The following is a 12943-nucleotide window of genomic DNA, read 5'->3' on the forward strand; positions in this document are numbered from 1 at the left end:
GAGCAATATCAACACCAACAATAAGATGTGTATCGGAAATTCTTTCTATTAGTTGATTTTGTTTGTCTTGCATTTTAAAATTCATATTAGGGCTTCCTCCTTAAGACTCTGAGTTAGATTGGTCTCTATACTCCTATCTTACTGAGGGGCTCTATTTTTTTCAAACCTGATATTTAACGATCTACAGGAATGCTAACCTGCCCTTTAGTTAAACAAGAAAGCTGCCACAATGGCAGCTGCGATCTTTAACTCAAGCACCAATTATTTGAAGAAGAAAAATAAGGTTTATTTAATTTTCTTCTTCACCATAAGATAGAAAATGGACTTCAAACCTAATATTTAAGTGAGCTAATGCTTGTAGAGTTTTGGAATGTAACTCAAAGCCCAATTGCCCTAGATTTGATCTTAGACCGAAAAATATGTAAGCATCATAAACTTTAGAGATAACTCAAATTAATAAAGCAAAGAACTTATGAATAGTGGGGTTTTTGTCTCCTGAATAGACACAGAGGGTGTCTATTTTAATATTAAATGGTTTTATATGTTTTGTGAGAATATTGTCTATAATATATTATATGGGTTTCTTTTAACGACGACAGTATATTGTTATTTTATTGCCTTTTTATCACCACATTTAAGTGTTTATTACCACTTTATTGCTACTTTTAATACGACATCAATTATTGATTACCTAAAAATCAAAAAATCCCCTGTCAAAAAACACCAGCGACTCAAACGTATTGATGTTTTTTTGACATTTTATTAAAGTAATTTTCCTAAATAATACGGCATTTGGCGTCGCCACCAAATCCAATCATGCGAAACATCTTCGCCCCACTCATCAAACCCTGCTGGAATTTGTTTTTCTTCAAAGGCTTCTTTTAATGTATAGTATGAAGGCAGCCCGTCCTGTTCCCAATCACCCAGCCCGGTACAAATAATGATATCTGCTGAACGATATCGATCAATAAACCAGCCGTCATTTTGATTCCATATGTAATCACTCGGTGAATTTTCGTATACAAGCGGATCATTTCCGTAATCCCCAAAAAAGAAACGCACATCGTAAACACCACTTAGTGCAACGGTGGTTTGGAAGACATCCGGATGTCTCAAGAAAAAGTTCAACGCATGATATGCCCCCATACTACACCCCGTTGTCATCATTGGATCAAACCAACCTGTTTTATGTTTAATAAATGGAATAGCTTCTGAAATCACATAACGGTCATATGCCTCATGAGCTAATGCACGGTCATGCGCCAGTTTTGAGTCGTGCATCCAACTTTCGCTATCTATACTAGCCAATGTAAAAAATTGAACTTTTCCGGATTCAATAAAGTCATGACACACATCAATCATTCCAAAATCATAGTATTCAGAATGCGTCCCTCCAGATGAAGGAAAAACTACGATTGGCATGCCACTGTGTCCATATCTGTTTAACAGCATTTCACGTCCTAATTCGCCACTCCAATGGTTTAACTGTTCTATATGCATAGAAAAATCTCCTTTCCTAAATTTTTTCGTTCATGTACAAAACGGATAACGTCATCCACTTCTTCATGCGAATCTGCATTAATCGCATAAAATTGATTTCCTTGGAGTTCCGCAAACGCATCTGGCATGCGCTGTTCAAACTTCACACGGTCGCCAAATCGTTCATAAATAGCATTCGTATCATGTTTATACTCATACGCATCACGCTGTGTTACACCGACACAAAACTTGTTTTTGGCATCGGACTTCTTAAATTCTCCTCCTGTCACAAGAGAAGCATACTGAGCAAATAAATCAATGGAGTACGCGAAATTGTACATATCAATCGTGTAGCCGCCAGCCAAGCGGTTATTGTATTCAAGTGCAACATAATCCCCATTTTCTAATTTAAAAAACTCAATATGGAAAAAGCGTTCTTTCATAGCAAAAGCTTTCACAATCGCCTTTCCATAAGTTTCGAGCTTTGGATCAATTTCTTTTTGAATCACATAAGCTAAATCCAACTGACCATTAACGAGTTCCAAAGTTGGCACATTATATGTAAAGCTTGTTTGGAAAACAATGTCCCCTTTCTGATCCACTAAACCATCAAATGTACAAAGCACGCCTCCTTCGACATATGGTTCTAAGAAGTACACTTGTGCTTCTCCCCATTCTTCTTCAAAATGACGTACAGCCTCTTCTGAACTTAATTTAAAGGTTGCAGCTGATCCAACTCCATTATCCGGTTTAGCGATAACTGGCAGTCCTAATTCATCAATGGCATTAGATAACTCCTTTTTAGTTTTAACGATTCTTCCTTCTACAACAGGCACATCTGCTTTTTTAAACAACTTCTTCATTTCAGATTTATACTTAACTTTTTTCAAGTCATTCGTTTTATTGCCGTACACGTTAAATTGCTCACGCAACTGCGCATCAAGTTCTAACCAGTATTCGTTATTGGATTCAATGCGGTCAATTGGACCATGTTTATAAAATAAAAATGCAACACCACGTTTCACTTCATCTACATCTTCTAAATTATTCACACGATAATATTCTGTTAAAGAGTTTTGTAATTCGGAACCTAATTGGTCATATGGCTCTTCGCCAATTCCTAAAACATTGACACCTGCGTCTTTTAAACGATGAGCAAATGACTGAAAATTACCTGGATAATATGGTGATATCAAAATATAATTCATAAAAAAAGCTCCTTTCTCAAAATCAAAAAATTCATTATTTTCGCGACTAAGGTACAATTATTTCAATTTATAATCAAACAAACCTCCAAAAATATTCAAAAAAGTGATAGATTCCTCCCATGATCAAATTCAGTCAAATATAATAATTCAGTTTATTCAAGACCACTTCTCACTTAAGAAACGTAAACATTCTGGCAAGTGTTTTGCCCAAGATTTTTCATTATGTTCTTCATCCGCAAAAATATTTAAACGAATGCTATCAATCGGAACAGAGCCTTTTATCAGTTGTTTATAATACTTAAGCGAGCAATCGATATATGCCTGCTTCATATTACCATACATCAATTGTCGATCGGCATCATCGCCTTCCTGAGTCCCAACTTGAATGTACACGCGTTGTTCAGGATCCAACTCTTTTCTAGCAATATAACTGTCAAAGGCTTTACTTGTAATCCAATTGGCTAAAGAAAAAATGCCTAAACCACCAATTTGATCTTTATATTCAATACCCATAAAAGCCGAAATATTTCCTCCAAGTGAACTGCCAATCATCGCTGTATGATATTTATCCGATTTAGTTCGGTAATGCTTATCGATAAACGGCTTCACGACTGTCATGACAAACTCAGCAAACTCCGCGCCTCTTCCGCCTAGTTCAATATCTTCAGGAAGTGGGCTTTCAGTAATTTTCCAAGGCGTATATTCATTAATTCGACCTTGTTCAGCGTTATCTATCCCAACAACAATCATCTTCGGAAAATCGGGGTTTTGTTTAATTGCCGTAATAACTTTCCATGAATACCCGCTATAAGCTTCACTACTGTAGAATACATTTTGTCCATCATGCATATAGACAACTGGATAATTTTTAGCCTCATCTTTATCATAACTTTTCGGCAATAAAACACGCACGCGACGTTTTTCATTTTTATAAGACATATGTAAATGATGTGTTTCTAGTTTTAAATAAAAATAGGATTCATTCATTTTACCTTCCTCACTCCTTTGATATTACTTACTAAAGGTACTTATCCAGAGTAACAAAGTAATCAATTGAGTGAAGTTCCTTATTCAATTCGTGAAGATAATGTGTTACAGCTTCTACTAATACAGTTGTGGAAATGTATTTGTCTGTTTCAAACTCTTGCCAAATTGAATAAATTCTCCAATTATCTTCACCCTCATATAGAAAGTTAATTATAGCCTCGTCATGGTCAATGGTATCAAAGTCCATATTCTCTCTAACACCACTACGAATCTTTTGTAACCATTTGCCCAGTTTCCCACCTAGTTCTGCTAGGTTGGTAAATGGTTCTTCGAAAAATAATTTTTCATCTATATAAATATTTAAATTACCTGTTATATAACCATTCATTTAAGATTCATAATATTCTGGTCCAGTTGGTACATCTGTGTCTAAAACAAACGAAAATCTTATATCCATAGAATCACTCCTCAGAGAAATATTCTACATTAAAATCACGATTCCTTCTTCCACTAACCTGCTTCGTTAGTTTAAGTACAAAATTTCACAACTATATTCAATTTAAATCAACAATTATGTAGAATGAGTGACAATTTACAACTATATCCAAACAAAAAAATACCTTTGATCTATAAAATCAAAGGTCAAAGTTGAACTTAGTGGTCTAGGCTAAGTCCATTTTAGGAGGTCTAAACTCAGAAGAATTTAAACTATTATTATATTAACATATAACGAATATTTATTCAACACATTAAATAATTATACATTCGCTATCTTTGGTTGCTTTTCGATTAACTTAATGCAACCTTCCCTCTATAAAGAAAGGAAAATCTCTCATTTTCTTAAAATTAGGTGGTACTTTGTTTTAATATTCATTTGAGGATTGGAATAATGGTGTATTAAAGGATAATTTTGGGAACAAAATGAAAAAGCGACTGATAATTTCTTCATTATAGGAAAGCTGCCCGTTTGTTCAATAAGAACAGCTTTAAATAAGTGAAAACGTTCACAAAAATATCTAGTAATCGCTTACAAAATCGTATATAATTATATTAAAATTACAACTTGGGAGGTGAAACAGCATGAAAGAATATATTTTTCTACTAGAAGAACCAGTGGATACTAAAGAAATTAAGATTTTAGCATCAGGAATGATGGATGCCTTCAAAAAGGCAAAGGAATTTCGAAAAAATATTGTCCAAGATACGAAATTAAAGGTCAATATGATCTTAAAAGGTGTTAGATATACGGATTAACCTTAAATAAAAATATATTGAAAGGAAAAATCCTAAACTATATGTTCTTATTTAAATTAATAGTAGATAAATAAAGGAGAACACATTTGCTGGTTAACGAAATGTGTTCTCCTTTAAATTTATATTTTTAGATACTAGGTTTCTTTACTGAGCACTGGTCATTGGATAGTTGTATCCCTAGCGTTGCTTTTCGTACCAATACAAAATAGGAAAGGAAAGCCAGAAAACTTGAGCAAAAGATGATGACGCCCATAGGAACGCCTGTATACGCCCCTGCTATTCCCACAAGTGGAGCACTTAATGACCCAAGTACAAATGGCAATAAACCTAATAATGCAGAGGCACTACCCGCAATATGTCCTTGGTTTTCAATCGCTAAAGTAAAAGACGTGGTTCCAATAATACTGATGGAAGATACAAAAAAGAAAATCGGAATCGCAACTGCCAAAAGTGGTGCGTTTAATAGTAGAGCGATGAGTAAACCGGCACCCGCTATATTAGCGAGGGCTAAACCTATTTTTAAGAAAGTCCGCTCCGAAATAGTGTCTGCCAAGCGGCCGACCAACTGACTTCCAATAATTAAAGCTAATCCATTGGTCCCAAATAATAAACTAAATTGCTGCGGGGTGACTTCATAAATATTCTGATAGACAAATGGAATCCCAGATACATAGGCAAAGATTCCTGCAACAGTAAATCCTTGAGTCAGTGCGTACCCCATGAACGTTCGATCTCTGAATAAAGAACCGAAGTTGTTCATGATTTGTGGTAAATTGCTTGGAACACGGTTTTCTGTTGGCAGCGTTTCTTCTAATTTTAAAGCAACCGTGAAGAGCAGCACCGCACCTACACAAGCCAATGCAATAAAAACACCATGCCAATTGGTAAAAGCCAGAATCCCCCCTCCAGCAATCGGTGCAACGATCGGCCCGAGGTTACCCACTAACACCATCATCGTAAAGAACTTGGTCAGTTCCCTCCCACTAAAGAGGTCTCGAACAATCGCTCTAGAGATCACAAGTCCGCCGGCAGCAGCAAAGCCCTGGACTAACCGAGCAATGATAAGGAAATAGATATTCGGCGCCAACGCGCATGTTATAGAAGCAAGTAGGTATAAGGTAATAAAGATGAGCAAGGGTTGTCGGCGGCCTTTCACATCACTTAAAGGGCCAATAACCAATTGCCCCAATCCCAAGCCTAATAAACAGGAGGTTAAACTGATCTGTACAAGTGAAGCCGTCGTATCAAAATCTTTTACAATCGTTGGAAAAGACGGTAAATACGTATCGATTGTAAAGGGTCCTAACAATCCAAGTGATCCAAGAAGTATTGCAAGCTGTATTCGTTTTTTTCCACTAGGTTTATTCAATGTCCATCGCCTTTCTATAAAAGAAGTATTTTTTGCTCGTTCCATTTATTTCGAAAACCAAAATAATAAATTTTATTATAACCTGAGCCTTGCTCAGGGGTAAACAATTAAATTATATGGAAACGATTTCATTTTTCGAGCATAGGTGAAAAAGAAACAGAGGGACGGTTTTTCTGCTCCGTCCCCCCTTTTTTGTATACAATAAAAAATCCTGTTACCAACACTATTGTGCATGATTGTAAACAATCGAAAATCTTTTTTCCCCCATCCATTTTTCTCCGTTGTCATCTATTTTAATGGTAGCCGTATAATCGCCTTCCATTTCAAATGTAGCTTGTCCAACATATACACCATTTCCTGTTTCCTGCATTTTCATAGAAATATCTCCATGACTCATCCCTTGCATATCCAAATCTGCGCTAACCTTCGCACCTTTTACTGGTTTACCTTCTCGATCTAAAATCTTTATTTGAATAGGAGTAGATTGATCTGGTGTAAATGATTTGGGTGTAACTAACTTGATCTCAAAATTATTTGAACTGCAGCCTGTTATCAGAATTAAAATGAGGCTAATAATTAAACTCGTATATTTGTTCATTACTCCCTTCCTTTCTTTAGTATTATCTTGTTGAAATTAAATGAAGTACTCACCATTTAAGATTATCATCCAAAACCATGACAGATACAAATATTTAATTCACTAACCTGCCTCGTTAGCGATTTTCTTGTTTCACAAAAAGAAAGTGCCTAAAATAATTTTTAGGGCACCCTCTTATAATCAGTTGTTTTTATTTTAAACCTACAGTTAGGAAGAAACTCTCTTTAAATTACTAGAAAATGTAGATACTTTTTCTTTTGTAATATCTTTTTTATAAATCAAATACATGGATAGTCCAGTAAAGATAAATCCACTTGCTAAGTTGCCAACTAATACAGGAATTTGGTTCCAAAACCACCAATCTGTTAAACTAACATCCGCACCAAACATCATACCAGCTGGGATGACAAACATATTAACAACAGCATGCTCAAACCCTTGACCAAAGAAGGTTGTAATCGGTAACCACATGGCGATAATTTTTCCAAGCGTACTTGTCGTCGTCATAGCCATAATTGCCCCCATTGTTACCATCCAGTTACAAAGCATCGCCTTTACAAAGACAACCAGTATTCCATTAGTTCCCATCGCTTCATATGCTAATGTTTTAGCTTCAGCTACTTTGATAATCTTTTGCACTAACGGATGTTCAAACGTTTGACCATCATTTGTGAACGCAACATAACACAATGCCGCATAGACAATTCCTCCAATTAGATGCCCAACAATTACCCAAAACCAGTTATAAAGCATTTCTCGGACGGTAGCTTTTTTCACTAAGACTGCTACAGGTATAAGGGCAAAATTCCCAGTGACCAGCTCAAAACCTAACAGAATGATCATAACAAAGCCGACAGGAAATATAATAGCTCCCAACATCCCAATGTTCGTTTGAAGTTCGAATAAAAAGGCTAAAGTTGTAGCAAAACCTAACAATGCTGCTCCTAAAAATCCACGCATTAGTAATTGTGAAATAGATAACTTTGCTTTCTTTGCACCCGCATCAATCATACTTTCTAAAACTTTACTTGGAATAACATAATCCATTACTACCACTTCCTTCCGTAGGATTCAGCTTTCATAGCTTTTTGAATAGACAACAAGTTATTCCTCTAATATTAAATAGACCATTTTATTTTCCACTAATGTTTGATAGGTTTTGACACATCCATGGTCTGGTGCTTGCACCTGACCGTCCTCCAAACAAATTTTCCAATCATGCATGGGACAAAAAACATGCTCCCCACTAACAATCCCTTCACTTAAGACCCCAGCTTTATGAGGGCATTTATTTTCAACAGCCTTTATCTTTCCGCTCGACAGCTTAAATACCGCAACTTCTGTACCCTCTTCCAGCCGAACCGTTTTTCCCACGCGCTCCGGTAATTCTGAGATTAGACCAACACATACCTTTATTTTTGTCTTCTGCATATCCATTTCCTCCTCAACGAAATATTTTGGCATTTAAAAAAATTAAGACATTCCCACGGTTTCAAACAGTTCCTTCGTTGTCTTTTGATTCTCAATAATCTCTTTCCAAGGATCTCTATATACAGACAATGTTTCATCCATACGTGAGTTTAACTCCTTGCGCTTGTTTTCATCATCAAGTACTTCTTTGACATGTTTTAAGTCAACTCGTTCAATCCAAGCGGATGTACGTTCTAAATAATTTGCCGTTTCACGATAATATTGAAGATAAGCACCTGTAATTTCCATTGCTTCATCATCTGTTTTTACTTTGTAAAGTAAATCTCCTCCACGTACGTGAGTACCGCCGTTTCCGCCAACATAGATTTCCCAGCCGCCATCAATACCGATAAAACCAATATCTTTAAAACCAGATTCAGCACAGCTTCTAGGGCATGCTGAGACTGCCATTTTTACTTTATGAGGAGTTTGCAATCCTTCAAATTTCTTTTCAAGGCGAATGCCTAATCCCATGGAATCCTGTGTTCCAAAGCGGCAGAATTGCTCACCAACACATGTTTTAACGGTACGAAGTGATTTACCATAGGCATATCCTGAATTCATATCTAAATCTTCCCATACCTTCGGCAAATCATCTTTTTTCACACCAAAAAGGTCGATACGCTGTCCGCCTGTTACTTTTACTAATGGAATCTCATATTTATCAACGACATCAGCAATCCGGCGCAGATCGTTTGCATTTGTCACTCCGCCATACATTCTAGGTACAACGGAATACGTTCCATCCTTTTGAATATTGGCATGCATACGCTCATTGACAAAACGTGATTCTCTTTCATCTTGATATTCTGTTGGATGGACCATCCCTAAATAGTAGTTAAGGGCTGGGCGGCATTTTGAACAGCCTTCTTCCGTTTCCCATTCAAGAACATTCATCACCTCTTTAACATGTGTTAAGCCTTTTACTTTAATGGCTTCAACTACTTCGTCTCTTGATAAGGTTGTACAGCCACAAATCGCTTCTTTTTGTGCAGAGGCATTAAATTCGGATCCCAGAGTAAGCTGAAGGACATCCGCAACCAATGGTTTACATCCTCCACAAGAGCGTGATGCACTTGTACAAGCCTTTATCCCATCTACGGTCGTACAGCCTTGTTCTAAAATGGCCTGAACAATGGTCCCTTTTGAGACGCCATTACATCCACAAATGATTTCATCTGCGGACATACTAGCGACTAAACTTTCCCCAGCCTGTTGACCCATAGGCTGCAGAATCGATATTTTAGCTGTATCCGAAATGTCTGCCTGTTTATTAATCATTGAAAACAGCCGGTTCCCTTCGCTGCTGTCACCGAATAATACAGCTCCAACAATTTGATTGCCGCGAAGGACAATTTTCTTATAGATCCCATCCTGTTCATCAAAGACCTTTAATGCTTTTTTATCTTCGCCTTCTATAAAATCGCCTGCTGAAAATACTTCGACACCTGACACCTTCAATTGAGTGGACAAAATCGAACCTTTATAAGGCTCTGTATCTACACCGCAAATATGTTTAGCCAACACTTTTCCTTGTTCATACAATGGGGCGACAAGTCCGTATGGAATACCGTTATGTTCAGCACACTCCCCCACTGCATAAATATGAGGAATGTCCGTTTGTAAATAATCATTGACTACAATTCCTCTATTAACGGTAACACCAGTTTCTTTTGCAAGAGCAATGTTTGGCTTAATTCCTACTGACATGACGACTAGATCTGCCTCAATTTGTGTACCATCTTTAAAGGTAACACCCTCTACGCGTTCTCCACCAATGATCGCTTCCGTATTCTTATCTAATAAAAATTTCATCCCTTGATTTTCTAATTCCTCTTTTAATAGATTAGCAGCGGTTGGATCCAGCTGACGCTCCATTAAGTAGGATGGGAGATGAATAACAGACACATCCATCCCTAAATTCAATAATCCTCTCGCTGCTTCTAATCCTAGTAATCCTCCGCCAATGACGGCAGCCTTTTTGTATTTTTTTGAAGCTTCAACCATTTCGTCCGTATCTTTAATATCCCGGAAGGTTGTCACTCCTTTTTTATCTGCTCCTGGTATAGGAAGGATAAATGGCAAGGACCCTGTAGCTAATATTAATTCATCATATGGCTCAGTTCTGCCTGAATCAGTGGTTACTATTTTTTGAAGGGGATCCACCTTTATAACTGTTTCTCCCGTATGTAAAGTAATCGAATTTTCTTTATACCATTCCCAATCATTTAAGGTAATGTCCCTTACCTCCGTGTCTCCTTGCAGTACTTTTGATAACAGAATTCGATTGTAGTTCGGATAAGGTTCTTTTCCGATAATAGTAATTTCAAAATGCTCTTTTGAGATTTTCAAGATCTCCTCAATTGTTTTTACACCTGCCATTCCATTACCAACGAGCACCAACTTCGTTTTCTTCATGTAAAATCCCCCTCAAAGTTTTGGTTAAAATGAAAAATCAGTGAACTTCATTGGAAAGTTACTGAAATATTCAATTTTAGAATTGCGCAAAAATATTAAAAAATTCTATTTTTTAATCTGTGTCAGATTTTATCACATGAAAATGTTAAATAAAATACTTAATTTCCAAATTTTTTTACTGCTCTCACATTACAAACATGTTGCAAACGCTTTATCAATTGATTTATAAAGGTTTAAAAAAATAAAAAAAATTTTAAAAATGATTGATTCTAAAACATGGTAAATACCATGTTAGAACTCCTTACATAAAACGCGAAAAAACGAATGTGCAGTGTTATGATCAAAATAGAAAAACAAACGGGCGTTGCAAAATAAGGAGGATGCATTATGAAAAAGCATAAAAATATGAATCTATTTTCTTTCTTAATACTGATTGGGAGAGTCATGTTTTCTAAAAAAAACAATATCGGTTGGTCTTAGTTTAACCTTTAAGTAAAAAGAACAATGATTAAACTGAAAACATACATAGATGTTTACTTTAGAACGAAAAGGATTGAGCCCTGTACAATACAGAGTTCAATCCTCAGTAGTTGCTTAAAATAAATGAGATTGTTTATTACCCTTCCCTGGATACTGTTATCAGACATTTTATATCTAATTTGATGGATGGTTCTAAGGTAAATTAGTTTCACCCATTAAATATCTGTCACATTCCCTTGCAGCCTCTCTACCTTCATTTATGGCCCAGACAATTAGACTTTGACCTCGACGCATATCACCCGCTGCATAAACTCCTTCGATATTTGTTTTATAGTTTCCATACTCAGCCATTACATTTGTTCGTTCATCTGTTTCGACATTCATTTTTTGAAGGAAGCTTGGCTCTGGACCACTAAATCCGATCGCTAGTAAGACTAACTGAGCAGGCCAGATTTTTTCTGTACCTGGAATCTCTTTTCGAATTCGCTGACCATTTTCATCGGTTGTCGTTTCAACGTTAATGGTGTGAACCTCTTTGACATGACCGTTTTCATCGCCTACAAACTTTTTCGTCATCACGGCATAGGCGCGGGGATCCTCTCCAAAGACAGCCGCTGCTTCTTTTTGACCATATTCAACCCGATGAATGACCGGCCATTGCGGCCATGGATTATCATCAGCCCGAACTTCACCCTTTTTCTGATAAATATCAAACTGTGTTAAGCTTTTGCATTTATGTCTGACAGCAGTAGCCAAACAATCTACACCTGTATCCCCGCCGCCAATGACAACTACATCTTTATCTTTTGCGGATATATAATCACCGTTCTCAAGATTAGAATCTAATAGACTTTTTGTATTCGCATGAAGAAAATCCATTGCGTAATGGATGCCTTTTAACTCTCTCCCTTCTACGTTTATATCTCGGTGCTTTGTTGCACCACCACAAAGAACGATCGCATCAAATTCTGATTGTAACACAGAAATTGGGTAATCCTTGCCCACCTCTGTATTTGTCATAAACGTAATCCCCTCTGCCTTAAGCAGATTGACTCTCCGCTCAACCACAGAATAAGGAAGCTTCATTTCAGGTATCCCATACGTTAAAAGACCCCCAACACGATCATGACGTTCAAAAACAGTCACTTGGTGTCCTGCTTTATTAAGCTGGGCAGCACAAGCCAAACCTGCTGGACCAGAGCCAACAACGGCCACCTTTTTATCCGTTCTGGTTTCTGGTGGCTCCGGTTTCACCCACCCTTCCTTAAAGCCTTTACTAATAATTTCTAACTCGATTGACCGGATGGCAACCGGTGGTTCATTAATTCCAAGTACGCAAGCTCCTTCGCACGGAGCCGGACAAGCCAATCCTGTAAATTCAGGAAAGTTATTCATTTTATGTTCTCGTTTTAGGGCTTCTTCCCATTGGCCTTGAAGAACTAAATCATTCCACTCCGGGATCAAGTGATGGACGGGACAACCAGAAGTCATCCCGTTTATGATCGTTCCTGTATGACAAGTGGGAATCCCACAATCCATGCAACGAGCACCTTGTTGTTTTAATTCATTTTCTTGAAGAGGTAACGTATAAATGTCCCAATCATCCGTTCGTGTTACAGGGTCACGTTCGGGCCTTGGTTGTCGTTCGTAATCCATAAAACCAGTTGGTTTTCCCATCGT

At 37.1% G+C, this 12943-nt stretch carries 11 protein-coding genes; 1 reads left to right on the plus strand and 10 read right to left on the minus strand.

The window, feature by feature from the left end:
• Positions 1–762: 762 nt before the first annotated feature.
• The 4 genes from J7E66_RS09015 to J7E66_RS09030 form a co-directional block, all read right to left on the minus strand.
• Complete coding sequence (locus J7E66_RS09015) at positions 763–1500, minus strand: esterase family protein (RefSeq protein ID WP_214999354.1); 738 nt, start codon at positions 1498–1500, stop codon at positions 763–765.
• On the minus strand, positions 1491–2687 hold the full coding sequence (locus tag J7E66_RS09020; protein WP_214999355.1) for an ATP-grasp domain-containing protein: 1197 nt from the start codon (positions 2685–2687) through the stop codon (positions 1491–1493). Before J7E66_RS09020 ends, J7E66_RS09015 begins: the two co-directional genes overlap by 10 nt.
• Positions 2688–2843: 156 nt before the next feature.
• Positions 2844–3674, minus strand: coding sequence for an alpha/beta hydrolase (locus tag J7E66_RS09025; RefSeq protein ID WP_214999357.1), 831 nt, complete (start codon positions 3672–3674; stop codon positions 2844–2846).
• A 31-nt stretch (positions 3675–3705) separates the two neighbouring features.
• Positions 3706–4062, minus strand: coding sequence for a DUF7878 domain-containing protein (locus J7E66_RS09030; RefSeq protein WP_214999359.1), 357 nt, complete (start codon positions 4060–4062; stop codon positions 3706–3708).
• 692 nt (positions 4063–4754) lie between these two features.
• Here J7E66_RS09030 and J7E66_RS09035 point away from each other — a divergent pair.
• Positions 4755–4928 (plus strand): hypothetical protein, encoded by a 174-nt coding sequence (locus J7E66_RS09035; RefSeq protein WP_214999361.1) that lies wholly within the window; start codon positions 4755–4757, stop codon positions 4926–4928.
• 127 nt (positions 4929–5055) lie between these two features.
• Here the strand turns inward: J7E66_RS09035 and J7E66_RS09040 are convergent, their stop codons facing one another.
• The 6 genes from J7E66_RS09040 to J7E66_RS09065 form a co-directional block, all read right to left on the minus strand.
• Positions 5056–6297: a Bcr/CflA family multidrug efflux MFS transporter gene (locus J7E66_RS09040; protein WP_251032844.1), complete on the minus strand. Its 1242-nt coding sequence runs from the start codon at positions 6295–6297 to the stop codon at positions 5056–5058.
• 223 nt (positions 6298–6520) lie between these two features.
• On the minus strand, positions 6521–6895 hold the full coding sequence (locus J7E66_RS09045) for a FixH family protein (RefSeq protein ID WP_214999365.1): 375 nt from the start codon (positions 6893–6895) through the stop codon (positions 6521–6523).
• Positions 6896–7102: 207 nt separating this feature from the next.
• On the minus strand, positions 7103–7942 hold the full coding sequence (locus J7E66_RS09050; RefSeq protein ID WP_214999367.1) for a formate/nitrite transporter family protein: 840 nt from the start codon (positions 7940–7942) through the stop codon (positions 7103–7105).
• Between the two features lie 57 nt (positions 7943–7999).
• Positions 8000–8332, minus strand: coding sequence for a nitrite reductase small subunit NirD (gene nirD, locus J7E66_RS09055; protein WP_214999369.1), 333 nt, complete (start codon positions 8330–8332; stop codon positions 8000–8002).
• A 36-nt stretch (positions 8333–8368) separates the two neighbouring features.
• A complete protein-coding gene (gene nirB / locus J7E66_RS09060; RefSeq protein WP_214999371.1) occupies positions 8369–10783 on the minus strand; it encodes a nitrite reductase large subunit NirB in 2415 nt (804 codons plus the stop codon).
• 672 nt (positions 10784–11455) lie between these two features.
• On the minus strand, positions 11456–12940 hold the full coding sequence (locus tag J7E66_RS09065) for a glutamate synthase subunit beta (protein WP_214999372.1): 1485 nt from the start codon (positions 12938–12940) through the stop codon (positions 11456–11458).
• Between the last annotated feature and the right edge of the window lie 3 nt (positions 12941–12943).

The sequence above is a fragment of the Bacillus sp. ISL-7 genome, from assembly GCF_018613065.1.